At 68.5% G+C, this 25,742-nt stretch carries 24 protein-coding genes; 5 read left to right on the top strand and 19 right to left on the bottom strand.

Going from position 1 to position 25,742, the window contains the following annotated elements:
• Window positions 1-115 precede the first annotated feature (115 nt).
• The 3 genes from ABGB08_RS31150 (at window position 116) to ABGB08_RS31140 (ending at window position 4,502) form a co-directional block, all read left to right on the top strand.
• Window positions 116-1,366, top strand: a complete 1,251-nt coding sequence (locus tag ABGB08_RS31150; RefSeq protein WP_347597270.1) for an ROK family transcriptional regulator — start codon at window positions 116-118, stop codon at window positions 1,364-1,366.
• Window positions 1,367-1,543: 177 nt separating this feature from the next.
• Window positions 1,544-3,022, top strand: coding sequence for a CHAP domain-containing protein (locus ABGB08_RS31145; protein ID WP_347597267.1), 1,479 nt, complete (start codon window positions 1,544-1,546; stop codon window positions 3,020-3,022).
• A 16-nt stretch (window positions 3,023-3,038) separates the two neighbouring features.
• Window positions 3,039-4,502 carry a hypothetical protein gene (locus tag ABGB08_RS31140; protein WP_347597264.1) on the top strand — a complete coding sequence of 488 codons (1,464 nt, stop codon included), beginning with the start codon at window positions 3,039-3,041 and terminating at the stop codon, window positions 4,500-4,502.
• Window positions 4,503-4,554: 52 nt separating this feature from the next.
• Here ABGB08_RS31140 and ABGB08_RS31135 read toward each other — a convergent pair whose 3' ends face one another.
• Together ABGB08_RS31135 and ABGB08_RS31130 are read right to left on the bottom strand one after the other, a co-directional pair.
• Window positions 4,555-5,211 (bottom strand): M15 family metallopeptidase, encoded by a 657-nt coding sequence (locus ABGB08_RS31135; RefSeq protein WP_347597261.1) that lies wholly within the window; start codon window positions 5,209-5,211, stop codon window positions 4,555-4,557.
• Between the two features lie 56 nt (window positions 5,212-5,267).
• Window positions 5,268-8,282, bottom strand: a complete 3,015-nt coding sequence (locus tag ABGB08_RS31130) for a BTAD domain-containing putative transcriptional regulator (protein ID WP_347597258.1) — start codon at window positions 8,280-8,282, stop codon at window positions 5,268-5,270.
• Window positions 8,283-8,710: 428 nt separating this feature from the next.
• On the opposite strand from ABGB08_RS31130, the gene ABGB08_RS31125 reads away from it, so the two are divergent.
• Window positions 8,711-9,154, top strand: coding sequence for an ester cyclase (locus tag ABGB08_RS31125; RefSeq protein WP_347597251.1), 444 nt, complete (start codon window positions 8,711-8,713; stop codon window positions 9,152-9,154).
• 30 nt (window positions 9,155-9,184) lie between these two features.
• Here ABGB08_RS31125 and ABGB08_RS31120 read toward each other — a convergent pair whose 3' ends face one another.
• The 8 genes from ABGB08_RS31120 to ABGB08_RS31085 form a co-directional block, all read right to left on the bottom strand.
• Complete coding sequence (locus ABGB08_RS31120) at window positions 9,185-9,484, bottom strand: hypothetical protein (protein ID WP_347597248.1); 300 nt, start codon at window positions 9,482-9,484, stop codon at window positions 9,185-9,187.
• A 72-nt stretch (window positions 9,485-9,556) separates the two neighbouring features.
• Window positions 9,557-10,864, bottom strand: a complete 1,308-nt coding sequence (locus ABGB08_RS31115) for a DUF2786 domain-containing protein (RefSeq protein WP_347597245.1) — start codon at window positions 10,862-10,864, stop codon at window positions 9,557-9,559.
• Between the two features lie 26 nt (window positions 10,865-10,890).
• Window positions 10,891-11,616, bottom strand: coding sequence for a helix-turn-helix domain-containing protein (locus ABGB08_RS31110; RefSeq protein ID WP_347597242.1), 726 nt, complete (start codon window positions 11,614-11,616; stop codon window positions 10,891-10,893).
• 93 nt (window positions 11,617-11,709) lie between these two features.
• Entirely contained in the window at window positions 11,710-11,982 is a 273-nt protein-coding gene (locus ABGB08_RS31105; protein ID WP_347597239.1) for an N-6 DNA methylase, read from the bottom strand.
• 60 nt (window positions 11,983-12,042) lie between these two features.
• Window positions 12,043-12,258 (bottom strand): hypothetical protein, encoded by a 216-nt coding sequence (locus ABGB08_RS31100; protein WP_347597236.1) that lies wholly within the window; start codon window positions 12,256-12,258, stop codon window positions 12,043-12,045.
• Between the two features lie 223 nt (window positions 12,259-12,481).
• Window positions 12,482-12,850, bottom strand: coding sequence for an ATP-binding protein (locus ABGB08_RS31095; protein WP_347597293.1), 369 nt, complete (start codon window positions 12,848-12,850; stop codon window positions 12,482-12,484).
• Window positions 12,798-13,349 carry a hypothetical protein gene (locus ABGB08_RS31090; protein WP_347597296.1) on the bottom strand — a complete coding sequence of 184 codons (552 nt, stop codon included), beginning with the start codon at window positions 13,347-13,349 and terminating at the stop codon, window positions 12,798-12,800. Before ABGB08_RS31090 ends, ABGB08_RS31095 begins: the two co-directional genes overlap by 53 nt.
• 337 nt (window positions 13,350-13,686) lie before the next feature.
• On the bottom strand, window positions 13,687-14,256 hold the full coding sequence (locus ABGB08_RS31085; protein WP_347597233.1) for a hypothetical protein: 570 nt from the start codon (window positions 14,254-14,256) through the stop codon (window positions 13,687-13,689).
• A gap of 127 nt (window positions 14,257-14,383) precedes the next feature.
• On the opposite strand from ABGB08_RS31085, the gene ABGB08_RS31080 reads away from it, so the two are divergent.
• Window positions 14,384-16,219 (top strand): hypothetical protein, encoded by a 1,836-nt coding sequence (locus ABGB08_RS31080; protein ID WP_347597230.1) that lies wholly within the window; start codon window positions 14,384-14,386, stop codon window positions 16,217-16,219.
• A gap of 268 nt (window positions 16,220-16,487) precedes the next feature.
• On the opposite strand, the gene ABGB08_RS31075 is transcribed toward ABGB08_RS31080, so the two are convergent.
• The 9 genes from ABGB08_RS31075 to ABGB08_RS31035 all read right to left on the bottom strand — a co-directional run bounded on the left by ABGB08_RS31075 (window position 16,488) and on the right by ABGB08_RS31035 (window position 25,729).
• Window positions 16,488-17,204, bottom strand: a complete 717-nt coding sequence (locus ABGB08_RS31075) for a Crp/Fnr family transcriptional regulator (RefSeq protein ID WP_347597227.1) — start codon at window positions 17,202-17,204, stop codon at window positions 16,488-16,490.
• Between the two features lie 190 nt (window positions 17,205-17,394).
• Window positions 17,395-18,006: a Pycsar system effector family protein gene (locus tag ABGB08_RS31070; RefSeq protein ID WP_347597224.1), complete on the bottom strand. Its 612-nt coding sequence runs from the start codon at window positions 18,004-18,006 to the stop codon at window positions 17,395-17,397.
• Window positions 17,990-18,868, bottom strand: coding sequence for a helix-turn-helix transcriptional regulator (locus tag ABGB08_RS31065; protein WP_347597221.1), 879 nt, complete (start codon window positions 18,866-18,868; stop codon window positions 17,990-17,992). The genes ABGB08_RS31070 and ABGB08_RS31065 overlap by 17 nt, the downstream gene beginning before the upstream one ends.
• Window positions 18,868-19,575, bottom strand: coding sequence for a VWA domain-containing protein (locus ABGB08_RS31060; protein WP_347597218.1), 708 nt, complete (start codon window positions 19,573-19,575; stop codon window positions 18,868-18,870). Before ABGB08_RS31060 ends, ABGB08_RS31065 begins: the two co-directional genes overlap by 1 nt.
• Before the next feature lie 14 nt (window positions 19,576-19,589).
• Window positions 19,590-20,726 (bottom strand): hypothetical protein, encoded by a 1,137-nt coding sequence (locus ABGB08_RS31055; protein ID WP_347597215.1) that lies wholly within the window; start codon window positions 20,724-20,726, stop codon window positions 19,590-19,592.
• Entirely contained in the window at window positions 20,723-21,889 is a 1,167-nt protein-coding gene (locus ABGB08_RS31050; protein ID WP_347597212.1) for a protein phosphatase 2C domain-containing protein, read from the bottom strand. Before ABGB08_RS31050 ends, ABGB08_RS31055 begins: the two co-directional genes overlap by 4 nt.
• Window positions 21,886-22,908, bottom strand: a complete 1,023-nt coding sequence (locus ABGB08_RS31045; RefSeq protein WP_347597209.1) for a hypothetical protein — start codon at window positions 22,906-22,908, stop codon at window positions 21,886-21,888. Before ABGB08_RS31045 ends, ABGB08_RS31050 begins: the two co-directional genes overlap by 4 nt.
• Window positions 22,905-24,995 carry a hypothetical protein gene (locus ABGB08_RS31040; protein WP_347597206.1) on the bottom strand — a complete coding sequence of 697 codons (2,091 nt, stop codon included), beginning with the start codon at window positions 24,993-24,995 and terminating at the stop codon, window positions 22,905-22,907. Before ABGB08_RS31040 ends, ABGB08_RS31045 begins: the two co-directional genes overlap by 4 nt.
• On the bottom strand, window positions 24,992-25,729 hold the full coding sequence (locus ABGB08_RS31035; protein WP_347597203.1) for a hypothetical protein: 738 nt from the start codon (window positions 25,727-25,729) through the stop codon (window positions 24,992-24,994). Before ABGB08_RS31035 ends, ABGB08_RS31040 begins: the two co-directional genes overlap by 4 nt.
• Window positions 25,730-25,742: the final 13 nt, after the last annotated feature.

Here is a 25,742-nt window from a genome sequence, read left to right as displayed (position 1 = left end):
AGGTCGGCGCGGTGCACCTCTCGTTATCCGGTCGTTACATCACGTGCCGATTGCCTTCACCGGGTTCACCCGTCTTTAATTTGGCCTGTCATGTAGACGAATTGAGGGGGCGGCCGTGGATCTCACCGGTCCGGACCGCCGGTCGGCGGGAGTCCCCGCGGACCAGGCCACGATTCGCCGCTCCAACCTCTCCCTCGTGCTGCGCCATGTCAGCGAGAGTGGCCCGTGCTCCCGATCGGCTGCCGCCGTCGAGACGGGCCTGAACAAGACCACCATCACCAGCCTGGTCGGCGAGTTGCAGGCGCGCGGGCTGGTCAAGGAGATCGGGCCGCAACGCGCGGGCTCGGTCGGGCGCCCAAGCCTCGCGCTCGTTCTGGACGGCTCCCAGGTGGGCGCGCTGGGCGTGGAAGTCAACGTCGACTACATCGCCGCCTTCGCCACCGACCTGGCGGGCCGGGTGCTCGCCGACCGGAGGATCAGCTTCGACGCCATGGGAAACGACCCCGGCCGCTCGCTTGACAAGCTGGCCCAGGTGATCGGGAAGACCGTCGCCGACCTCGGCCGGCTCGGGGTCGCGCTGGCCGGGATCACCGTGGCCGTCCCCGGTCTCATCGACACCGCCACCGGCACCGTCGTCATCGCCCCGAATCTCGGCTGGCACCAGGTGCCGGTGGCCGACCGGCTGCGGTCCGCCGCCCCGGACGTGCCCATCACCATCGACAACGACGCCAACCTCGCGGCGCTGGCCGAATATCGCTCGGGGGTCGCCATGGGCACGCCGAACCTGGTCTACCTCACCGGCGAGGTCGGCGTCGGCTGCGGCATCATCTCCGGCGGCCGACTGCTGAACGGAGCGGACGGCTTCGCCGGGGAGGCGGGCCACATCATGGTCGACCCGGCCGGTGAGCGCTGCGGCTGCGGCCGGATCGGCTGCTGGGAGACCAAGGTGGGGCTGGCGGCGCTGGTGCGGATGGCCACCCCGGATCACGCCTACGGGGTTGGCCAGGTCGTACGCGATCCGGAGGAACGGCTGGCTGAGATGGAGCAGCGGCGAGCCGAAGGGGATCCCCGCGTCGACCCCGCGATCGCCGAGGTAGGCCGGTGGCTCGGCCGCGGCGCCGCGATGCTGATCAACCTCTTCAACCCGCGGGTGGTCGTCCTGGGTGGATACTTCGCCCAGCTCGCCGACCGGATCATCCCCGTCGCCCAGACGGAACTCGACCGGCTCGGCATGACCGCGGCCACCGACCGCTGCGGTTTCGCCGCCTCCGATCTCGGCTTCGGCGCCGCCTCACGAGGCGGAGTCCACGTCATCATCGAGCGCGTGCTGTCCGACCCCACCACCATCCCGATCCGCACCCCATAGGAATCCTTCGGGATTACAGCGGAATTACAGCGGCTTCGCATCGCACGCCCACCCGACCGCCCTGGGGGATGCGCGCGGTGCCAACCGGCTGGAGTCAGGTTGCAGGGTTATTGCAGGGCCGTGCCCCAACCTTCCGGTCAGATCCGAAAAGTGATCCGACCCGTGAAGGAGACGGCGATGAGAAAGATCCTCATCCGGAGGCTGGTCCTCGGGTTAACCGTGGTCGCCCTGCAGGCCGCGTGCCTGATAGGCCTGTCGGCGGCGCCCGCGATGGCGGTGAGCCGCGACACCATCGTGTCCGTCGCGATGGACGAGCTGCACAACGCGAACAGGAACCATGAGCAGCCGATGGGCAGCGGCTGCAACTACTACACCGGCTATTTCCGCGGCGGTTGGAAGCCCACCGCGGGCTGCCCCTACATCGAACTGCAATGGGCGGACAGCGACTGGTGCGCGGACTTCGTCAAGTTCGTGTGGAAGAACGCCGGAGTCCCGCACGCCGACGTGCCGGAGACCAGCGGCGGCATACTCACCGGATGGGCCGCCTCGTTCCGGGACTACGGCGAGCTGTACGGGACCTGGCACAGCAGAGGCAGCGGATACACACCACAACCCGGCGACGCGGTCGTCTTCGACTGGGACCAGAGCGGCGACATCGACCACGTCGGGGTCGTCGAGTCAGCGGACGGCTCCACGATCTACACGATCGAGGGCAACAGCAGCGACCGTACCAAGACCAACTCCTACTCGCGCTCGGACGGCGACATCGTCGGCTACTCCGCCCCGGTCGGCGGCACGGGCGGCGGTGGCGGCGGCACGCCGCCTCCCGCGACCGGCAAGCGGGTGGGCATTCTCAAGGGCGACGGCACGGTGCTGGTCAAGGCGGGCGAGCTCAACTCCGCCTGGAAGGACATGCTGCCCGGCGGCGTCATGACGCAGGTCGTGGTGTCCGGCGACCGGGTCGGCATCATCAAGGCCGACGGCACCGCCCTGGTCAAGGACGGTGAACTCAACGCGGGCTGGAAGGACATGCTCCCCGGCGGCGTCATCAAGCAGATCGCCCTCGACGGGGACCGCATCGGCATCATCAAGAGCGACGGGACCGCCCTGGTCAAGGAGGGCGAGCTGAACGCGGGCTGGAAGGACATGCTCCCCGGCGGCGTCATCAAGCAGATCGCCCTGTCCGGCGACCGCGTCGGCATCATCAAGAGCGACGGCACTGTGCTGGTCAAGGACGGCGAGCTCAACGCCGGCTGGAAGGACATGCTCCCCGGCGGAGTCATGAAGGACCTGGCGCTTTCCGGCGACCGGGTCGGCATCGTCAAGCAGGACGGGACCGTCCTGGTCAAGGAGGGCGAGCTGAACACGGCTTGGAAGGACATGCTCCCCGGCGGAGTCATGACCGACGTCGAGCTGTCCGGAAGGCGGGTCGGCATCATCAAGAGCGACGGCACGGTGCTGGTCAAGGACGGCGAGCTCAACGCCGGCTGGAAGGACATGCTCCCCGGCGGAGTCATGAGAGACCTGGCGCTTTCCGGCAACCGGGTCGGCATCATCAAGGCCGACGGGACCGCCCTGGTCAAGGAAGGCGAGCTGAACGCCGGGTGGAAGGACATGCTCCCGGGCGGCTACATGAGCCAGATCACCCTCGGCTGAGCGCGAAGGACCGGACATGAACCGAATTCTGGCCTTGTTAGCCGTACCCGCCCTGCTGCTGGCCACCACGCTGACCGGCACGGCGCACGCCGCGCCGCAGCCGCCGGACGACCTGAGCGTGCTCACCGAGGAGCAGATCCAGGCCCTCGCCGTCGAGTTCGCCACCTGCGACCCCAGCGGCTCCCCGAGCTCCGCCGACGCGGCGAACGCCACCGACCTCAACGCCGTGATGAGCGGCCGGCTGGCCGGTTACATGACCGCGTACCGCGTCTCGTGCGCCCGAATGATCGTGCAGACCGTGCAGGGGCGCGGGCTCGCGCAGCGGGCCGCGGTTATCGCGATCACCACCGCGATCGTGGAGAGCGGCCTGCAGAACTATGCCACCCCCGTCGACCACGACAGCCTGGGATTGTTCCAGCAGCGCCCCTCCCAGGGCTGGGGCACCCCGGCCCAGCTGATCGATCCGGTGTACGCCACCAACGCGTTCATCAACGCCATGCTGCGCAAGTTCCCCAACAACTCATGGATGAGCGGGGACATCGGCGCCATCTGCCAGGCCGTGCAGGTGTCGGACTATCCGTCGCGGTACCAGCCGGAGGTGCCCGACGCCCAGCGCGTCGTCGATGCCCTGTGGAACGGCGCGGGCGGGGGCACGACGCTCCGCCGGGTCGGCATCGTCAAGTTTGACGGCACCGTTCTGGTGAAGGAGGGCGCGCTCAACGCGGGGTGGAAGGACATGCTGCCCGGCGGGGTGATGCGGCGGGTGGTGCTCTCCGGCGATCGCGTCGGCGTGCTCAAGAGCGACGGCACGGTCCTGGTGAAGGACGGCCAACTGAACGCGGGGTGGAAGGACATGCTGCCCGGCGGTTCCATGAAGGACCTCGCTCTGTCCGGTGATCGGGTCGGCATCGTCAAGGCCGATGGGACCGCCCTGGTCAAGGAAGGCGAGCTGAACGCCGGGTGGAAAGACATGCTGCCCGGCGGCGTCATCAAGCAGATCGCCCTGTCCGGCGACCGCGTCGGCATCATCAAGGCCGACGGGACCGCCCTGGTCAAGGACGGCGAGCTGAACGCCGGGTGGAAAGACATGCTGCCCGGCGGTGACATCAAGCAGATCGCCCTGTCCGGCGACCGCGTCGGCATCATCAAGGCCGACGGGACCGCCCTGGTCAAGGACGGCGAGCTGAACGCCGGGTGGAAAGACATGCTGCCCGGCGGAGTCATCAAGCAGATCGTTCTCGATGGGACACGCATCGGCATCATCAAGAGCGATGGCACGGTGCTGGTGAAGGACGGTGAGCTGAACGCGGGCTGGAAAGACATGTTGCCCGGCGGAGTCATGAAGCAGATCGCCCTGTCCGGCAACCGCGTCGGGATGGTCAAGAGCGATGGCACGGTGCTGGTGAAGGAGGGCGAGTTGAACGCGGGCTGGAAGGACATGCTGCCCGGCGGCGTGATGACCGAGGTCGCGCTCGGCTAGCCGAAGTGTGCGCAGCGGGCCCGGCGAGCGCCGGGTCCGCTGCTCGCGTGCGCTAACCGGGCGGCTCGCACATCCCGTAGCGTGCGTACGCGGCCCCCGTGGTGAACGCCCAGTAGCGGTCGCCGTACGACCAGTGCCACCACTCGGTCGGGTAGTTGACGAATCCGGTCGCGGTCATGGCGGTGATGAGGAGGCGGCGATTGGCGGCGTCCTGGGCGGGGATGGCCGTCGAGCCGGTGTGGCAGGCTTCGTCCGCTTCCGGTGGGCTGGCGTTGACCTCGGTGCCCATCGGCAGTTCCGCGCCGGATTCCGTGCACAGCGTGAGGTCCACCGCGCCGCCCGAGACGTGGGGCGCGACCTCCGGTGGCGAGACGTACGCGGCGGCTTCGGTGTGCACCCGCGCCTGGTCCCAGTCCGGATGCCCGGCGCGCATGCGCGTGAGCGCGGAGGCGAAGTACCGCTCCTGCAGTTCCCGGGGCCGCAGGCCCTCCACTACCAGCAGTCGCAGCCCTTGCGGCAACCTGGTCTGCGCGGCGACCAGGCGGTCGGCCACGCTCAGCCGTACGTGCGCGTACGCCCCCCGTTCGTCGGCCAGGCGCGGATCGACGCGGATCGCCTCGATGGCGCGCAGATCGACGAGCGGTTCTCCGCGCTCCTTGACGGGCGTCCGGGCGATGCGCGGATCTGACAACAAGACGATCTCTGTCACGGGGGCCCTCTCCAGGAATCGTGAGTTTCCCGGCATCATGGATCGGACCGCTTCAATTACTCTGTAGCCGCCAGTTCGGCGTGCTCGCGGGCTCCGTGCGAGCGGAACGTCTCCATCGCCTCCGCCCGCATCGCGGCGCCGGCCGCCGTGTCGCCGAACGCGTCGTGCACGCGCGCCAGGTCGTGCAGCGTGCGGGCCCGGAAGACCATCGAGCCGATCTCCTCCCACCCGGCCAGCGACTCCTCAAGGTGGCTGCGCGCCTGGTAGAGGCGCCCCTCGGCGAGATGGCACTCGCCGATCACGCGCAGGGTGCAGGCCTCGCCGAACCGGTCGCGCAGCTTCCTGACCGTGGCCAGCGTCTCGTCCAGCGCCCGCCGCGCCTCCTCGAACCGGCCGCGCCGCAGCCACACCTTGGCGAGCACGCGCAGCGCGTACGCCTCCATGAGCTGGTCGCCGATCGCGCCGAAGATCACCAGTGCCTCGCCGGCGGTCCGCTCCGCCTCGTCCAGCTCGCCCCTGGCGCGATGGAACAGCGCGATGTTGCGCAGCGTCATGCCCTCGCCGCGGCGGCTGCCGCCCTCGCGGTAGAGGCGCAGCGCGCAGGTCAGGGCCGCCCAGGACCGGTCGTACTCGCCGCGCTCCAGCAGCACGGTGCCCATCAGCCGCTGCACGTTCGCCATCGCGGTGTCGTCGGAGAGGTCCGTCCACATCTTCTCGGCCCGGTCGAGGAAGTGCATCGCCTCCGGGAGATAGCCCTGCTCCCGGCAGGCGGCGCCGAGCGCGGTCAGCGTCACCGCCTCGCCCCGCGCGTCACCCGCGGCCCGGAACATCGACAGGGACTGGCTGAGGTAGTCCCGCGACTCCGCGAACAGGTCCTGCTCATAGCGGAGCTGGCCGAGCCCGGCCAGCAGGATCGCCTCGCCCAGCGAGTTGTCCCTGCGGCGCGCGACGGCGAGCGCGGCCTCGTGGGTACGGTGCCAGCCGGTGAACGGGTTGTCGAAGACGTACTGGCTGCCGCCGAAGGCGGTGCCCGACAGGGCGCAGGCCAGCTCCACCGCCACCTCGTCGAGGTCCATCGCGGCCGCCAGGTCGATGGCGACGACCAGGGACGTCTCCTGCTCCCGTAACCAGGCGTGCCGGTCCGCGAGCACCGCCCTGGCCAGCTCGGGATCGAGGGGGCGGGCCGTGCGGTAGGTCGCGCGCATGGCCATCCCGGTGGTCGGCACCGCGTCGTTGATCTGCTGGACCAGCCACAGCCACGCGCCGAGCACCCGTTCCACCGTCGCCGCGCGCTCGGCCGGGGTGTCCTCCTCCTCGGCGCGTTCCCTGGCGTACAGGCTGATCAGGTCGTGCGGGCGATAGCCCATCCAGCCGATGGAGTCGGCGCCGTCGACGTCCAGCAGGGACGCGTTCACCAGCTGCTCCAGCACCCGCTCGGCCTCCTCCAGGGGCCGGTCGGTGGCCGCGGCGGCGACCCACACCGGCAGGCTGGGCAGGCCGAGCAGGCCAAGGCGGCGCAGCATGGTCCTGGCAGCGGGGGTGAGCGCGCGGTAGCTGAGGCCGATGCTGGCCCGCACCTCCTGGTCACCGACGGCGAGCTCGTCCAACCGGCGCCGCTCGTCGCCCAGCCGCCCGGCCAGCATCTCGATCGTCCACTGGCGGCGCGCCGCCAGCCGCGCCCCGGCGATCCGCAGCGCCAGCGGCAGGCCGCCGCACCGGCGCACGATCTGCTGGGCGGCCTCCTGGTCGGCGCTGATACGGTCCCGGCCGGCGATGCGGGCGAGCAGGGTCATGGCGGCGTCGCGGGGAAGCACGCCGAGGTCGACGAAGGCGGCGCCGGCCAGGCCGGAAAGCCGGTTGCGCGAGGTGACGATCACCGCGCAGCCGGGCGTGCCGGGCAGCAGCGGGCGGACCTGGGCCTCGCTGGCGGCGTCGTCGAGCACGAGCAGCTTGCGGCGCCCGGCCAGCAGCGTGCGGAAGCGGCTGGCACGCTCCTCCAAAGTGGCGGGCGGTGTGGTGGCGGCGGGGTCGAGCTGCCTGAGCAGGCGGCCCAGGATCTCCTCCGGGGACGCCTGCGCGTCGGCGGTGCCGCGCAGCTCGACGTACAGCTGCCCGTCGGGGTAGAGGCCGGCGGCCATGTGCGCGACCTTCAGCGCGAGGCTGGTCTTGCCGGTGCCGCCCGCGCCCGAGATCACCTGGACCGGCGTGCTGCCCGCCTGGGCGAGGCCGGCGCGCAGCGTGGCGATCTCCTCCTCGCGTCCGGTGAAGTCCGGCGGCGCGGACGGGAGCTGGCGCGGCGGGGGCGGCCCTGGCTCGGCGACGCCGAGCAGCGCCGGATCGGAGCGCAGGATCGCCTCGTGGGTACGGCGCAGCTCCGGTCCCGGCTCGATGCCCAGTTCCTCGATCAGCACCCGCCTGCCCTCGCCGAACGCCGCGAGGGCGTCAGCCTGCCGGCCCGACCGGTACAGCGTGATCATCAGGTCGCGGCGCAGCCGCTCGCGCACCGGGTGCAACGCCACCAGCTCGGTGAGCTCGTCGACGAGATCCTCCGCCCGTCCGGTGGCCAGCTCCGCCGAGATCCGCTCCTCGATGACCGCCTGCCGCAGCTCTTCCAGGCGCAATGCCTCCGCGCGCAGGAAGGAGTCGCCGATGCCGCCCAGCGCCGCCCCCTGCCAGAGCGCGAGGGCCGCCCGGAACCGCACCGCCGCCTCCGCCGGGCGGCCGTCGCGGGCGTGCAACCGGCCCTCGGCGGCGAGCCGCTCGAACACGTCGCGGTCCACCGCCTCGGCCGGCACCTCCGCGAGGTAGCCCACCCGATGGGAGACGATGACGGCGGGCAGGCCCGCCCGGTCAAAGGCGCGGCGCAGCGCGGCGACATAGGTCTGGAGCACGGCGCGGGCGGTCGGCGGCGGCGCCTCCCCCCACACCGCCTCGATCAGCCGGTCCACAGGCAGCACATGGCCCGCGTCCAGCACCAGCGCGGTAAGCAGCGCCCGCGGCTTCGCACCGCCCAACGGCACCTGCCGCCCCCCGTGCCACACTTCCATCGGACCGAGAACGCGGAACTCCACGGCGCTCCTCCCCGTCCAGGAACAGCGAAACCCGGCAGCATCGAGTGGATATCCGGCGATCTCCCGGCAGTACGCAGACTAAATCGTGCAGCGCGCCCGTGGACCTTTTATTCTCCGGTTGTTCACCGGTAGATCCGGCTCCTCGCCCGGACTGGTACGCCACGCAAGCCGTTCCGGCGCAGTCCCCGCGCTGCCAGGGCCGCAGCATCACGCCTGTGACCTGGACGGATGAGTTTCTCGGCACCCGCAGCCGAGGGATACAGGGGCGGTAACTGAACGATCCAGGCTGCCGCGACAGCCTCTTGAGCCGACAGGGAAATCGTGGCGTGTTCCGTGGTCCGCGCACAACGCTGCCCTAACCAACCGCTGACTCCTCGTTGAGTAGCGTGGGGATGAACCTAGCTCTGGATCCGGCCTGGGGGGTGTCCGTGTCTACAGCCTGGGACCTCAAACGCCAGTTGAAGGACGCGATCAACGCTCACGATCTGCAAAGAGTGCTCGACTGCTACAGCCCAGACGCTGTCTACGTCGCACCATCAGGCATAGCAGAAGGACACGACGAGATCTCCTGGCATTATGAGCAATACTTCAAGGGATTCCCCGACTTTCACGCGACGGCGTGGCTCGAGGTGGCCGACTGCGCTATCCCTGCCGTTACGGAATGGACCTACACAGGCACGCATACGGGGCCTTTTCTGCTGCCAGACGGGCATGTGATAGAAGGAACAGGCCACCGCATCACCGTGCGCGCTTCATGCGCTGCTCATATTGAGAACGGCAAGATCATCACGCACCGTGAATACTACGATCAGCTAGAACTGTACAGCCAACTCGGCTTCGGCTTGGCCAAACTCAATCCCGCCCCTAATTAGACCCGATGAGCTTGCGCCTGTAGTGGGCCGTTATTCGGGTCGCTCGCCGACGCGCCTGGTCTTCCGTTCGGCCTTCTTCAATGCGGACAGTTGGGCTCGCTCCTCGATCGACAGTACGTTCTCCGGCACAGCGCGCCTGAACCGCTTCAGATACAGGTGTTCGATGTACTGCGGCAGCGCTGCCTTCCACGCTTCGGCCCGGTGGTTGTCGAGTTTTCCCAGCTTGGCGGGATTGAGCCCGAGCTCGCGTGCCATCTGCACCTGGGCGTGAGTGAGCCGGTGCCGCCGCCGCGCCTCCACCCACATCTGCTCCTTGTTCGGCAGCTTCATCGACGGCTCAGCCACCCGGTCCGACGGAACCCCGGCTGTGGCACCGTCCGCCGCTCAACCGCACTTCCCCGTTCACCCCGTGATTCCATGAAGCACGTCGAGTCGCGCCTGGTCGGCCGCCGCGCGGCCGGACGCCCAGCCGTCCCTGTTGTTGATCGACCCGGCACCGACCACGGTGAGGTTGGGGAAGACCTTCTCGACCCGCTCGTCGACCAGCTGCTCCCGGGCCGCCAGGACCGGCACGAGGTCCTTGCCCGTCTCCGCCGCCGCCTGCCTGACCACTTCGTCGGAGGCCTCGGCCAGACGCTCGCCGATCCGCGCCGCATACGCCGACAGAAACGACTGGCGGAAGGACCTGATCCGCGAGCCCTGCCGGGAACCCGCCTGCGTCATGGCGGTGACCGCCTGCACCAGCAGGGAGGTGTACAGCACCTCGACCGCCATCAGGTCCGCGGGGAAGCCGAGCACGGTGGTGAATCCCAGATCACGGTGCCAGATCGCGCGACAGCGGTTGGCGGAGGCCACCACGTCAAGCAGCACCGCCTTCGGCGCCTCGTACGGCGCGTCGATCCCCAGCCGGAGCCCCTGCGGCTCCTCGCGCGAACGGGCCCCGGCCCCGGCGGCCAGCAGCGCGGCGTCGATGCTGTGCCGGGCCATCAGGGACTGCGCCGCCGCGGTGAACGTCTCCGCCTCCGCCTCGAACTCCGTAGCCTCGGCCTTGGCCAGCAGCGCGCGGACCCGCGCCAGTATCCGCTCATCGACCGCGCCGGCCGACTTCCCGGCCTCGCGGCGAGCCGTCCCCGGGATGGGCCAGAGCACCGCCAGCGGCGGCAACGTCCCCAGCCGGTACAGCGTCTGCACCGCACAGGTCACCATCGCGGCACGATCGTCACCCGCCCGCAGCAGTTCCTCATCGCGCTGCCACCAGACCCCCGATCCCAGCGCCGCCAACTGCTCCTGCCACCGCTCGTCCACGGTGGCCGCGGCATAGGAGCGCATTTCCGCCGCGATGGCGTCGGTCACCAGCCGAGCGTGCCGCACGCCCAGCTCCCGCCTGGACAGGCGGACCAGGTCGGCGGGCTGCCAGCCGGACCGCCACGCGTCGGTGACATACCGCGTGAGCGTGCGGAGCAGCAATCGGTCCACCACCCGGGTGGGCGAGGAATCCGCCAGGAACCCGACATGTTCCAAGAAAGCCGGTTCATTCCCGTGCTGCCGCGCATCGAGGGCACCGGACAGCGACACGACTGCCAACTCTTCGGGGGTCGGCGGGTCATACAACGCGAAAGGCGGCCAGGACGCGCTGTTCGGCTGGCCTTGTGTCCGCCGCTTGCGCTCCTTCTCCTTGGCCTTACGCCGGACCCGATTGGCCTTGCCCATATCGTCTCCTCACCCCGCGCCATGGGCTAGCGGAAACCCCGGTTGGTCTCATCCAGAGTGAGGATGTAGTTGAAGTTGGGCGGCTCACCCACGGTTCGCTCCAACGTCCTGACGATCTTCTTCGCATTGTCGTACGGGCCGGAGATATAGAAGGGGGCTCCGTCTTTCCCGAAGACGATCGCGGACGGTCCCACCCACTCGCCGAGATGCCCTGCGGCTTCCGCGAAATCGGGGTGCGGCTCGAAACCAAGGCCCCTGGCATACTCCACCGCGCCGAAGACGAGGTGCTGGACCAGGTCGAGGGGCGCTTCCTGGTAGTCCGTGGAGTAAGCGGAGAAGTAGATCTCCCGGAACCGCCGCAAGTCCATCTCGTCGCCGGTCTCCGGGCCCTGCGCGTTCTTGACCCCGAGACAGTAGGTGTCCACCAGATACCCGCACACGGACAGCTTGTCCCAGCCATGCTTACGCACGACAAGCGCGCTGACCATGCCCCCAGCCGTATTCGTGTCCTGCGGCGCCACGTCGATCCAGCCACGCGACGCCTCGACCGTGAGCCCGATGCTCCAGCCCGCGTTCACCCAGCACGCCACCACCTCGCCCACCTGCCTGCCGGAGCCGGCCTGCGCGGCCACCGCACGGATCAAAGGAGCGACCGCCGACGGCGCCATGCCGAGAGCGCGGGCGATCTGCTTGGGCGACTGGCCCTGACCGCGCAACTCGCGGACTTGGTCAAGCAGGCTGGGGGCATCCACCACGCAATCCTACGAGCATCGACCCCCGCAATGTGACGATCCACAGATGTCACAACCGGCGCTGGAAGCGGGTGAGCCAGGCGCGGTCGGCGTTTATGAACAGGACCTTGCCGGCACGTTCCGGACTTTCTTGCCCTTCGGCCGCAACACCAGAATGCAGGCAGGGACATGCGCTGGCCCGGCGAGAGTATCGACGGTCCGCGGGTCGAAGCGGCGGACTCCATGCAGCACCATATTCATCGTCGCCATGATCCAGGAACCGCTGTTGGCGTCCTGGCTGGCGAAGAACATGTCGGTGGTGTCCCCGCCGTGCTCCTCGACCGTTCCCCGAAGGATGTCCGCGGCCGCGAACAGATGCCGCTCCAACTGCGCGAGCGTGAGCTTGGCCGACCTATGGCCCCAACGACCCGGCGGGACGTAGGAACCCTATGGTCCCCACGGGCCGCACCGGACACCCTGTTCGACGAAGGTGTGGACATCGGTGTACGGATCTCGCCGCGACCAGGGAACATGATCCCCGTGTGCCGCGTTCATCTGCTCAGCACGCTTCTTCGCCTCGCCGAAGCTACCGACCGGGATCTGTTCGGGAAGCACGAGTTTGACGTTCTCGACGGCCTTGGCGAAGGGAAGCCGATCCGTCACGAGGCCGCAAAACCCCACTGAAAGTACACAAGGCGGCGCCGACGGGCACGCTGCCTTTTCGAAGGGCCCAGCTCTTCCTTGCCCTTCTTACGCGCCATCCGCTCTCCTCCGCCGGGCCCCCTTCAGCCGCTCGTCCGTAGTGATCAACCGACGGGCGATCTGACCCTCCAAGATCAATGGGACTCCGCCGATCGCCCCAGCCAGATAGGACTTCATCAAGTCCTCATTCTCTGTCGGCGAAGCAGCCGTCAATGGGTACCGCGGTAGCACCGTCCTTGTCCTTCTCCGTCAACCACACCTGTCCCGGCTCCATCGGACGCTCCCCACTCGAAGTAGTGAGAATCGAGGGATCGTGCGAGGTGAAGATGAGCTGCGCGCCTCTGGGATTGGCCTGCGGATCCTGAAAGAGCCTGACCACCTCAGCGGCGAATCGCGGGTGCAGGCTGGCATCCAGCTCATCGACCAGGAGTACGGTCCCCTCATCGAGCACCAAGAGCAACGGACCTAGTAGCGCATACCACGAGCGAGTCCCCAATGACTCATGCCGCCACTCGAACGGAACTTCTCCGGCAGCGGACTGGTGGAACAGCACAGGCGCTGGTCGATTCTTCCCCTCTCGAGTGACCTTCGCATCGGTGATGCCCAAATCCGCGACCGACCAGGAGATCCTTGATCCGCTGCGCCTCCCGGCCCGACAGCGCAGCCGTGGTGAACGCCTCGCGAGCCTCCCGCTCATCTTCTGGATTGATGAGCAGCAGATTGCGACGGAACCAATGAAAAAGTGCTGACAGTTGAGGATGGTTGTCCGTGCCCGCTGTCGACAGGAGCAGCGCATTAGGCCGAGTGCGCCGCACCAGCTGAGCTCGGTCCTTCACCCGGTTGCCCGGCCACTCATACACCTCTGCTCGCGAGGTGTCGCGATCCATCCACACCTGACGGTGACCACGAGGGTAGCTGTGAATCCATTCCGCCACGACGCGCGTAGGGCCAAGCTCGAACCCGTAAGTCCAGCGAACCGCATCGATCACGAAGTCCGCTTCGAAGAAGCTCGGGTCATCCTCGCCCTTTGGGCCCTCCTTGCTGGCCAGCACCAAGAATCCGCGTACATGGCTGACAACATTCGCAGAACCTCGGTTCGCCCGGGATCCTGCGGCCTGGTGAGTACGCCAGATGCCTGGCCGCGTTCACATAGGACCCTTTTGTCACCATGGCAGTAGGTCCGTGGTCGTGACTGGGTGGGGAGGATGTGTGGCGGGCTGAGCGAACGGGGGCAGATGTGACGACGCCTTGGAAATTTATACTTCCGGAGCAGGCTACCCAGCCGACGAAGAAGGCCAAGAGAAAATCCAATCAGCCCTCACGAACGCGTAAGCGGCAGGCGAAGTCAAAGTCCGGGCTTGTTTTTGCTCAGGATCCTGCCCTTGTCGCTCAGATCGAGGAATTTCCTGAAGAGCCGCGGCGGCTAGGGCCGACTCGGCCCAAGCTGCAGTTGGTCCGCTCGTCGACAGTCCGCACCACGACGGAGGAGAGGTCTACCAGGACCTCCCTCCCGCCCGTGGTGAGCGAGCCCCGCACCTCCACCACGGGCAGAACTCCGGTTTCCTCGCCTTCGCTGGGGTTTCCCTTCTTCGTCCCGGACTCTCCGCCGCGGAGCGAGACCAGGTCCGGACGCATCTCGACGTTCAGCGTTCCGGATTCACCGCCAAGGCGGCTTTCGAGCGTCCGGGGCGGGCGTGACGACGAAGAGCTGGTCGACGTCATCCCGGAGACCCAGCTCCCGGTGCCCTCGCTCAGCTCAAAGCCGACCACCCGGACCCTCTCCGTCCCGACCCGCACGCCTGTCACCACCACGAAGATCCACAGCCCTACGCGCGCTCCAAAGGCCAGGCAGGTCATTGTCATCGACGACTCGTCCGACGACGACGAGCCAGTCCCCCGGACGTCTACCACCACCGACGTCCCCGTTACCACCACGATCACCACAAGCTTCCCAACCACCGACCTCCTCGATGTGGATCCGGCTGAGGATCGGAATTCCGGCTCCGCGCCCGTGGACGATCCGGTTTTCACGCCGCCGTACCGAGCTCTCCAAGAGCACGGGCCATTTGCGAACTTTCAGGATTTCGTGGAGTTCACCGAGGAGAACTCCGCCCTGACCGAGCGCCTGCTGAATGGGCTCAACAACCCCTACTCCGACGACGGCAAGGTGGCGAGTTACTGGCTGGCGCAGGCCCGCAGAGTCGTTCCCAGCGCACCGCTCTCGGTCGCGCAACACCTCGAGAAGTCCGAAACCCTGTGGAAGGCGCTCGGAAAAACGCTGAATGTGGCGGCGACCAGCCGGGCGGAGATACTGGCTGAACTTTATTGGACGACGAGCAGGGAGCCCGGTGGAACGGACCTGATGCTCAGCCGGTTACGGTCGTGGACCGGCAGAATCGGCGTGCAGGAGGCTTTCGACGCCAAACTCGCGGAGTTGCACGACGCGCAGTGGCTGCCGAACAACACGGGGTCCGTCGAGATGGCATCGATGGAGGGCCTGGGATACTCCGAGTACGGGAAAGCGCAGAGTGCCGCCAAGGACACCATGACGGCACGCCTTGACGCCCTGAAGCGTCAACTGCTGAGGCAGCACGGGTCGCACGCGGCTTGGATGGCGCAGCTGGGCAGCGATCCGACGCTCAAGGACGAACGTGCGCTCGACCGAGTCGCCGACGTGCTCACCACGCTCCGAGGGGACCGGGTGTGCGTCTCGCTGCTGCACCGCGGGCGCGAGATCGGCGTCTTCGCCAACCGGCCGGACCAGGACCTGGGGCGTGACCTGGAAGCGTTGCTGCGCGCCTCCCGGGCGGTCGGTCAGAAGGCCGAAGACGAGGTACGGGCGCTGCTGGACACCATCGCCGCGCGCGAGCCGACGACGTCGAAGCCCCAGCTCCTCGAATCGAGGACGCGCGCCGAGATCCGGATCCGGAAGGCCATCGCGTACCTCCGGACACTGGAACAGACCGAGGGCCGCATCCGGGTGGTCGCGTACAACGGATCGCTGCCGAAGGCGAAGAACGGCACCGAACAGGAAGTGCACGCGGAAATGCAGGCGCTGGCGGTCGCCCGCGAAGCTCCGGGCAGCTACAAGCTGGGCGTCGGCAGAGCCTGCTGCCTCAAATGTTTCCTGGTCCTGAACGACGTCTATCCCAACGTCTTTCAGCGGACCCTGGCCACGCACATGAAGATTTACCCATGGCCCCCGCCGGCTGTGCTCCGTGACGAGGACGTGCTGCAAAGAATGATGGGCGACGATCTGCCGTTGGCGGGGCGGAAGGCGCTGAAGTCGATGGGCGGGCGGGGCGCGCTCGCCGGGGGAATCGCCTTCTCCGGTCTCGAGCCCCAGGGCAAGACCCGCTCCGCCGACCCAACCGGTTACGCGTCGAGCCAGGAAGAACCGTCCGACCTGCCATTGTCACCGGTCTGGCAGGATGTGGACGAGGATGACGGCGAGTTGATCCAAGCTCTCGACGAATACGAGTCGTACCAGGCATATCTGGACAGCGACGTGGCTCTGACCGAAGCCGAAGCCCGGCTGGAGCGCGGCGAGCAGGGTCCCCCGCGCGGCCCCACCCTGGCCACCCCTCCGGTGCAGACGTCCCTGGCGATTACCCCTCCCACCGGAACGTCTACGCGAATCACCTCGCCTGTAGACACATCCCCGGGTGTCACATCTACACGCCTTACGTCTCCGGTGGTGAGGTCTACCGTAGACCGACAGCACACATCGCTGACCGGTCGTACCGGCCTGCCAGGCCTGGGGACGACACAAAGCACGCCACGACCGATCGCCCCCAGAACTCCCCCGCCTGTCAGGCCGCGAGACGGCGGCGGCCAGGGGGACGACGACGCCCCGACACGGACGACTGGGAACGGTTCGCCTCCGCGGAAACGACTCAGGAAGAAGAAGTCACTGCAGTAGCCAATTCGTCGGCGGCGATCGTGAAAGCGAGTGGGGCCACGACGGCCCACTCCACGAACTCCCTCGATGATTCGAGCTGACCAAGCAGGTGCCCACCGGGCTGCACGGCTTGAGCCTCTCGGCTCGTCTCACCCCTAGTATTTCGTGTTGGTGAAGAGGGCGCAGCTGGCCTTGGGAAAGCAGGTAATCCAGCAGGAGAGGCCTTTACAGGGCATCAGCCTATCTTCCTCGGCCGGCAGGAGTTCGAGGCCTACTGAAGGATTCTTGTCTAATGGCTCTGGCGGTAGAGATTGCGGAGGCCCGGGAGATCCAGGATGATCACCCTTCCGTAATTGCTCTGCGCGAGCCCTCGCTCGTTCATCGTGCGCATGGCGTTGCCGACAGCGTCCTCACCCGCCCCGATGAGCCGTCCCAGTTCGACCTGGGTGAGCGGGACGCCCAGGTCCAGGCCGCGCTCGACCTGGCTGCCGTGGCGGTCGGCCAGTTCGATGAGAACCGTGGCCAGGCGGGTCGACACGTCGTAGCCGCTCATGCCCTCCCGGCGCCGGTTGGCCCAGTCGAGGCGATCGGCCATCAGGCGCGTGACGCCCCGGGAGGCTTTGGGGTGGCGCTCGATGAACGCGGTGAAGGCCGCGTCGGGGATCGCGTACACCAGGCAGTCGGAGCACAAGGTGACCGTGGCCACGCGGGGGGAATCGCGCACCGAGGCCATCTCCCCGACCAGGTCACCGCTGACGCGGATGCCGAGCAGGAGCTGCTCCCCGTTCTCCAGGTATTTCGTCACCTTGACCAGGGCGATACGCCGAGGGTCAGTGGAACGCAGCAGGAAGACGCGCCGGTCATCGGTCTCGCCCTGACGGATCAGGATGTCGCCCGTCTTGCGGTGGGCGGGCAGGGAGAGGGCCATGAACTCCTGGCCGGTGGCAGGGTCGAGTCCTGCCATGAAGGTGTTCAGAGGCCAGTCGGGCGCGCTGGACAATGGCATCGCGTACCTCTCTTCCGACGCCTGCCACTCCAGCAAAACGTATGACGCGCCCACGTATCAGGGAAAGCGCCATATTTCTTCCTATGCGATTCCGAATCGGGATTCCGCGGTTGTTCGTGGGCGGATTACCGGTGATAGCGAAGATCAAATAATTCTCGCGAATCGGCCAAGAAGGTGGATTCCAGTCATTTCACTGACCGAGTGCGAGATTGCCCAAAACTGACCCCACTGTGGCGGCTATGGCGAAAAGGCTGAGCCAGAAACCCAGCCTGATCAATCGGTACTTCCTATTCGCGATCTTGCTGATGTGGTGCAGCTGGCTCGCGATTCGCTCCAGGTCGAGAACGCTGGACTTGAGCAGGGCGTCGTAGACCGCGTCGGCGGTGGCGAACCGGAGCACATCGGCGAAGTACATGACCTCGCTGGTGCGGGCCCGGTCGGCTTTCGACAGCCGGGGATACAGCGCGCCCGCGAGCACGACCAGAGCCACGAGCGCGGCGGCCACTCCGGTCCACCACAGCCATTCCACGGCGTCGGCCAGCCCGTGCGGCGACCAGCTGCCCGCGAGCAGGCCGCCGGTGATCGTGCCCAGCCCGACCCCGATGACGCCCAGCAGGACCTGCGACTTGGTGTCGGCCTTGTTCAGCTCCTCCCTGGCCTCCTCCAGCAACTGCGTGCCGTAGGCGCACGCGTCGTCCACGGCGGCCTGCCGCCGTTGCAGGGCGGCACGCGCGCGTTTGTCCGTGATCCATTGCGGCCATGTCATCAGCGGCCCGGCCAGGCGGTCATTCGATCTCGGCAAGGTCCACCTGCGGCAAGAGTCCTTTCGTGAGCTCGGCGAGGTATTCGCCGGTCTTGATCTGGTCATGGGCCTGCTCCCGTAACCGGCGCAGCCAGGCGGCATGGCGGTCCACTTCGTCGCGGTCGGTGACGATCGCCGAGGTGAGCCCGGTGTCGGTGAGCACGACGGCGGGCCCGTCGAGCCGGAACCGCATGAGGGTGACGGCGCCGAGCGGGAACGGCGGCGGACCCGCCGCGAACGAGTGCACCCGCACGTCGACGTGCGGACGGCTGTTCAATCTCGCCAGGTGCCGGATCTGCTCCAGCCGATCGGCGGGAGATCCCCAGGTGTAGAGGAGAGCGGCCTCCGTGACGACGGCGATCAGCGTGGGCGCGGTGCCGTCGTCGCGGGACAGGATCCGCTGCCGGGTCAGCACGGCCTCCACCAAACGGCCGCGCGCCCGCATGGCCGGCTTCAACCGGCTGTGCTGGACCTCCGCGTAGCGGCGGGTCTGGAGCAGGGCCGGAATGGTCAGCGGAGAGAAGATCTCGATGTCGGCCGCGTCGTTCTCGAAGCCGGGGTACTCCGTCTCGAAAACGTCTCCGTAGTCGCGCCACCAGGGGCGCTTTCGGGCCAGCAGCGCCAGCTCGGTGATCCTTTCCTGTTCGTACGGCTCGATGTCGTAGAGCCGGAGCAGGTCACGAATGTCGCTGAGCTCGGGGCGTTTCCAGTGATTAGCCTCAAATCGCCCCAGTTTTCCTCTCCCCCAGCCGAGTCCCTCGCACACCTGGCTCGCGGTGAGCCCCCGGGCCACCCGCAGGTCGGTCAGGATGGCCGACAGGCTCAGCTTCGCGATCGTCGCCCCGTACGCATCGTCGATCATTACTGGTCGACGTAGTCCAGCTGCACCGACTTGAAGCCACTGACCTCCTCGGGCACCAGAAGCCGCTTCGCGGCGGCCGACGCCACCAGCGAGTGCAGCAGCGAAGTGAGCGCCGCGGACAGCGCCTTCTTGTTCTCGTCCTCGCGCCCCTTCTCCGCGATGTACGCGTTCAGCGTCGACACCTTGCGCAGCACGGCCTCGCTGGCGTTGCCGAATCCATACGTGATGATGTGCGGGTGCCGCCGCCAGGCCGGATCGATCAACTCCGCATGCGCCAACTGCCACAGTCCCTCGGGCTGGTCGGTGGGGATTCCGTCGGTGAGGAGGAAGACGACGGGACGGAGCACGTTGACACCCCTGTCGCGCAGATTCGGGATGTCCTGTTCGATGCGCTCCCTGATGAGGGAGAACATGGGAGCCAGGTTCGTGATGCCGCCGCAGGCCACTGTCGGCAGGGCGGTGAGCTGGGAGATCTCCGTCATTTCCAGGACCAGGTGCGGTGCCGTGTTGAACGACACGATCGACAGGTGGATGAAGTCGGATACCTTCGGATTGGAGTAGAGCGTGTCCACGATCTCGGTGAGGGTCTCGTTGAGCAGCGCCTCGAACGGCTCCATCGAGCCTGAGGTGTCGAGCACGACGTAGGTCGGCAGGCCCTGGATCCCCGTGGCTTTCGTGGCGGGCATGGCGTCTACCTGTTCTGGCATGATCGTCTCCTTTGTCAGTGGAAGAGGGGGTGCAAAGCCACGGCGATGGCCAGGGCGACCATCGCCAGCAGGGCGAGGGCTGTCGTGAGGAAATCCATGAAGTGCGCGGATGGCCGCGGCCGCGAAGGTGGCGCGGGTGGCGGAGGGGATGGGCCGCCGGGCTTCGCCTGGCGAGTGAAACTCACGGTGGCGGCCGATGACGGCTTCGCGGGAGGGGTCCACACCCGCATGGTCCTGACGTTGTCCCCGCCGGATGCGGGCGCGCCCCTCCTGACGCCGCCGGGATTCTCGACGGCCTGCTGCAACTCGGCCAGGGTCGGCCGGGCCTCGGCGGACATCGCGCTCAGCGCCCGGCGGACGGTCTCGATGAGATGCGTGTGCGCGGGATACTGCCGCTCCATTTCGGCCAGCGCCGGTTGGTGGCCCTGCCGATGCCCGGTCATCACCCGGGCGACCAGCAGAGCGACCTTGTATCGATCGGTATGCGTGGTCACCGGACGCCCCGGGTCCATCAGGGGGTCCTCCCAGTTGGGCGTCTCGACGAAACGACGCTGTCCCAGGCCCGCGGCGTCCACGTCGATGATCAACGTCTGCTGGGTACGCGGCGACCAGAAGGCGTTGGCGAACGACCAATCGGCGTAGACGACGTCGTGCCGTTCGAACAGGGCCGCGCAGGCGACCATGTTGCGCACCGCGTTCAGCCGTTGCTCCGAGTCCGGGACGGGGAACCCCAGTTGCCGTTGCCGCTGCGGGAGGTTGGCCAGATGGTCGATCTCGATCAGCCGGCGCTTGGTGCGCCCGCCCAGCAGCGCGATGTCCCAGGAGAACTCCTGGGTCGCCTTGGCCATGACCGTACCCACCGTGCGGTAGCCGTCCAGGACGCGGGCGACCGGCCAGGCGACGCTGTCGTCGACGCGGGCCAGGTCGGCGGGCGGCATCGTCCCGGGGAGTTCGATGAGGCGACGGAGCATTCCGTGGTCGACCCGGAGGTCCGGCTTGTAGAGCTTCACCAGCCAGCCTTCGTGGCCGGGCGGCTCGAAGATCACGTAGGATTCGCCGTTGTCCCGGGAGATCACGTCCGCGTCGGTGTAGCGGTTGATCTGGGAGAGCGGCACCGTGCGCTCGAAGGGTGAGTCCGACCAGGTTCTCACGGCCGCCTGCCCCGGAACCAGATGACCACCGCGGTCCGATCGTCCAGCGCGCCCTTAGCCTCGAACGCGACTACGTCGATGAAACGTCTGATGGTGGGGGGCTGCCGCCACTCGTCGCCGAACCAGGCGGCGAGGTCTGGAGAGGCGAGCGCGTCGCCGATGCCGTCGGTGGTCAGCGCCAGCACGGAGCCGGGGGCCAGGCGCACTTGCTCGCAGACCGCCTTGCTGGGGAAGTGCGGAAGAAAGGCGTCCAGGCGTCCCGCGTCCAGCCCGGACTTCGCGCCTCCCGCGATGTGCCGCCAGCAGCGGTCCTGCCTGGTCCACGCGGTCACGTCGGCCACGGTGGCCAGGGACACCGGGTGGCAGCCGTCACGGTCGGGGCGGAGGGCGATGACCGCGACGAGAACGGCCGCCCTGACGTCGTCGCGAGTCAGGCCCCGCTGCTCGGCCGTGGCCGTCATGCGCTGGGCCGCGGCCCCGAGCGACTCACGCAGGTCCCGCTCGGCCGGCCCGGCGCCTTCGCCGTGGCCGTTGAGGACGTCGCGGAGCCGCTTGACGATCGTGTCGGCGGCCACATTGGCGCCGAGGTCGGAGTGGGAACTATCGGACATGCCGTCGGCCACGGCGACGATGAGGTGCTCGCCGGCGGCGTCGGTGCCGATGCGGTACGCGTCCTGGCGCGGCGTGGCCGGTTCCTCGCAGCGATGGCCCGGTCCGACGATCGAGGCCGCACGGAGGTCGAGGTCGCCGACCAGGGCCGAATCGGCGGCGATTCCCGAAGGGCCGGGATGGCCGGGTATCCGCCACGGGAGCAGGTCCGCCTGGGCGGGCCGGCCGGTGGGCCGGGGGAAGCCGTCGGGCTCTGCGGCGGCTCTTCCTGGAGTCGCCGGAGCCATCAGATCATCGACGCTGGCCATGGCCGGCTCCTGCGCGGAGCGGGAATGCGAATCCGGGTGGATCATTACCTGTCGCCTCGCCGACTTGATCTGCTGGTTGAGTGAGTAGCCCAGGACCGCTGTCGCGGCCACCGCGCCGAGGGCGCCGATCGCCATGCCCCGCATGCCGTACACATGGCGGGCGAAGGCTCCGGCGACGACGAAGCCGAGCAGGCAGCCGCCGCCGACCCAGAGCCTGCGCTGGCGGAAGACGGACCTCGGGATCATTGGTCGCCCTCGTCGTCGCGGGCCTTGCCGAACTTCACCCAGCCCGTGATGCCGTCCTCTTGGGCGGGTGCCGCCTGCCGTGGTGCGGCGGCCGGGCGAGGCGGTTCCACGGCCGCCTGCTGGTGTCGGCCGCCCAACGCGGCGCCCGGACGCGTGCCGGCGAGCTGTTCGATGGGCCTGAGCAAGCTCTGGCGCGCGTTCTCGATGTCCGCTTCCTGGATGAACCCCTTGTCGACCAGCTTGTTGAACAGGCTCATCTGCGCGCCGACGCTGATCTCCTGTCGCTTGGCCACCTGTTCGAGGATCGCGCCGACCTGGTCGGGATGCCGGGCCAGGAAGAGGAAGATCAGGTCGTCCTCGCCCTGGGCCAGTTGCCGGAGGGCCTTGACCTGGTCGCGTTCCAGCTGGGCGGCGTGTTCCTGCTGCTCGATCTGGTTGCCGAACGCGATCTTCTCGGTCTTGCCGGCGCGGATCAGGGCGACCCTTTCCGCGTCGAACTGCGCGGTCGCGTCGTCCGCCTGGAGCCTGACGTTCACCCGGTGGACGGTGATGCCCTCGTCGAGGACGATCGGCGTCTGCTCGAACCGGCCGCGTAGCTGTATCTCGGCGTCGCCGCAGCGCTCGATGTCGTAGCCCCGGGTGACGCGCCAGGCCTGGTCGATCAGCCAGGCCCGCAACGGGACGAGCCCGTCGGTCGTGGCGCGCCGGACGATCGTGATCGGGTCGCTCACCTCCCAGCTGAGGTCAGCGTGGAGGCGGAACTGCATCGAGTCGACGGCGCTGGAGAGGTCGGCCTGGATGCTGTCCAGATGACGTGAGATGTCCACCTCGTACCACAGGTGGTACTGATGGGCGTCGAACCAGGACGGCCGGCCCGTGATGGCGACGGCATCGCCCGTACGAGTGGCGTACACCATGGCGATGCCCGGCCGGGGCAGGGGCCCGCGGGCCCCCAGCGAGACGGTGCCGGTCTGGCCGATCAGGCCGGCCGGCGACGCGGGAGGAGAGAACCAGTTCACAGGGCGCTCCTAACGGGGGAGAGGGCGGCGAGGACCGCGTTCTTGCTCTGGGGCGCGTGCGCCCACCTGGCGGCGGCGAGAGAGATGATTCGTTCGGTGCGTGACGTCGTGCTGGCGACCACCATGAGCCGGCCGAGGGCGAGGCGTGCGGCGGCGTTCTGATCGACGGCTCGCGCCCACTCGGCGAGCACTTCCTTGGCGGCCTGGTTCATGTCCGCCGAATTCAGCACCTTGGCCCAGGCCGCGCCGATCTCCCTGGCCAGCGCGGCGTCGGCGGCGGCGATGTCGAGCAGCGCCGGCCAGGTGCCGCCGGGCAGCTGCCGGACCAGATCGGCGGCGGCCAGGAGGAAGGCCAGCTGGCCGGTCACCGAGCGGTTGGGGTCGGCCATCCACTTCCGGAGCAGCGTGATCGCGTCGGCGGCGAACATGGAGTCGTCGTATTCGATCATTTCGGTGACGCTCTCGCAGATCGCCTCGACGACCGCGGGTTCCGCGCTGCCGCCCAGTTCGTCGAAGAGCTTCAGCACGTCGGCGCAGCCGTCGTTCTCGATCTTGACGCGCCAGGCGCGGGCGGCGGTGGCCCGGAGCCGGGGCGCGGATGTGTCGGCGGCCCACGCCGACACCAGGCCACGGACCGCCCCGCGCAGCGCGGGATCGTCGCTCGCCACGCCGAGCGCCGAAGCGGCGGCGTCCCGCAGTTCCGAGGTCGGGGCGGTGGCCCAAGGCGAGATGATGGTGGACCGGATGTGGTCGAAGGCCCGGGTGGCCAGCAGTCCAGCGGCGATGGCGGCGCGCACCCGCACGGTGGGCACCTCGCTGCGCGGGCACAGCCGCAGCCAGGTGAGAAACTTCGGCCGGATCTCGTCGTACTCGTCCCATACATGGAGCAGGAGCCGCAGGGCCCGGGTTCGATCCTGGTAACGGACGACCTGTCCCGGGACGGTGGCGCCATGCCGGGTGGCCATGGTCGAGCTCACCAGATGCGCGTTAAGGCGGCGCAGCCGGATCGAGGTGGTGGGCCCGAAGGGATTGGTCGGCTTCGGCGGCTGGTCGGCGGGTTCGAGCCGCCTGCACAGCGCCTCCGAAGCACCGGCGACCAGCGCATACGGCTCGCCCGCGAGCACGGCCACGCCGATGGCGAGCGTCTGCGTCTCCAGGTCGCCCAGCCCGGAGAACCACTGCGCCAGGTCGAAGCCGTCGTCGGCGCGCAGGCGGTCCCGCACGGTCGCGACGACCGGCGGCTCCTCGTCCGCGATCAGAGCTGCCAGCCTGAACGCCTCATATGCCGTCGAATCGCGCAGCCGGGCCTGGCAGAGACTCGCGATCTCCGGGTCGGCGAGGAGCGGCGCCGCGCTGGACGATCCCAGCCGCCTGATGAGGTGCGCGTTCAGCACGTCCATCAGCTCAGGTGGCCGGGCTTCGACGATGTAACGATCCAACTCGGGCAGCCGCGCGTCATCCGAGATCACGATGATCAGGCGCTGCTCGTCCGTCAGCTCGGCCGCCAGGCGGTTGATGTCGAAGGACCGCAACCGCGCCGTGGCCTCAGCGGTGAGATCGGCCAGGACGTAGCCGCCCGCGCCGAGCCCGGTGAGGGTGAGGGTGCTCAGGTCGGTCTCCGGATGGAGCCGGCGAATCGGCCCGAGGGCCAGGCGGAGGAGGACGTGCAGGGTCAGGGCGAACTTCCCCGCGCCCGGTCGCCCTCGCACGATCACCAGCCGCCGGGCGTTCGCGGCCGCCGCTACCTGGGCGCCGCCGGGCGGGTCCACGAAGGCGAGGTCCAGCTCCAGGTCCTCCTGGGGCAGGGCGAACAGCTGGAGCTTCGCCTGCCCGGTCGTCATCGTGATGTAGGTGATCTCGTCGCCGCCGACCACCTTGCCCGCGTGGACCTGGGCTGAGGAGAAGTTGGAACGCGCGTCCCGCTCCGCGCTGAGCCGCTCGCGGGTGCTGCCCGGCTGCGCGGCCCGGGTGGAGAACTCCTGGCCGAGCGCCTGCGCGTCCTTCTCCGGCGCCTCCTCCCCCGCGCCGGCCTCTTCGGGCCGCTCGTCGTCCGCGGGTACGCCGTCCGACGCCGGTTCCGCGTTCACCGCTGCCCCAGGGAGTCGCCGCCGACCACCTTGTCAGCGTGCACGGTCGCGCCGTTGAAGTTGCCGTGGTAGATCTGCTGGGATGCGGGCGGGCCGCTGGGCGGGCCGACCGGAGGGGCGGGCGCCGGGTCATCCGGGAGATCCTCGTCGCGGATATGGTGGTCGGGCACCCAGACCCAGGCGTCCTCGACGAAGTCCTTGACGCTGACGGCGACCTTGCGGAACATCGTCGCGTCCAGGGAGGTGTGCTCCTGGGCGACGGTCTCGGAGTAGACGCGCTTCGAGAGGATCACCGCCAGGGCGGCTCCGGTGACGTCGAGCGCCGTGCGTACGGGTTTGCTGTCGCAGAGCCGGCCGGCGATGACCGGGGCCGCTCCCGTGAAGCCGTTCGCGCCCACGATGGCCGGCCCGTAGTCGAGGGCGAGCCGCAGCCGCATCCGGCGGTCGCCAGGCACGTCCCGGTTGTATCTGCGCAGTTCGGCCACCAGGTGCCGGGGGAAGTCGTCCACCACCCGCGGCTCGGGCTCGGTTGGCGGCAGGACGGCCAGTTCGCCGTCACCCGCAGCCTGGCGCGCCCAGGTGGCACGGTCCAAGCCGGCGCGTTCGGCCGCCCGGTCGAGCACACCGATCAGGTCCGTCTGGATTCGTCCCTGCCAGTTGGCGGTCTGCCCGCCATATCCCTTGACGTCGACCGATACCACCAGTCGGCGCTCGAAATCATCACCTTTGGCCACGTCGCCAACCTCC

This window comes from Acrocarpospora sp. B8E8 (genome assembly GCF_039871605.1).
Taxonomy (GTDB): Bacteria; Actinomycetota; Actinomycetes; order Streptosporangiales; family Streptosporangiaceae; genus Acrocarpospora; species Acrocarpospora macrocephala.
This window is presented reverse-complemented; position numbering and strand designations above follow the sequence as displayed.

Coding starts and splice junctions, on each gene's coding strand:
- ABGB08_RS31140 (WP_347597264.1), top strand. CDS start 3,039: ATGAACCGAATTCTGGCCTTGTTAGCCGTACCCGCCCTGCTGCTGGCC.
- ABGB08_RS31050 (WP_347597212.1), bottom strand. CDS start 21,889: ATGATCCCGAGGTCCGTCTTCCGCCAGCGCAGGCTCTGGGTCGGCGGC.
- ABGB08_RS31075 (WP_347597227.1), bottom strand. CDS start 17,204: ATGCCATTGTCCAGCGCGCCCGACTGGCCTCTGAACACCTTCATGGCA.
- ABGB08_RS31065 (WP_347597221.1), bottom strand. CDS start 18,868: ATGATCGACGATGCGTACGGGGCGACGATCGCGAAGCTGAGCCTGTCG.
- ABGB08_RS31115 (WP_347597245.1), bottom strand. CDS start 10,864: ATGGGCAAGGCCAATCGGGTCCGGCGTAAGGCCAAGGAGAAGGAGCGC.
- ABGB08_RS31120 (WP_347597248.1), bottom strand. CDS start 9,484: ATGAAGCTGCCGAACAAGGAGCAGATGTGGGTGGAGGCGCGGCGGCGG.
- ABGB08_RS31060 (WP_347597218.1), bottom strand. CDS start 19,575: ATGCCAGAACAGGTAGACGCCATGCCCGCCACGAAAGCCACGGGGATC.
- ABGB08_RS31145 (WP_347597267.1), top strand. CDS start 1,544: ATGAGAAAGATCCTCATCCGGAGGCTGGTCCTCGGGTTAACCGTGGTC.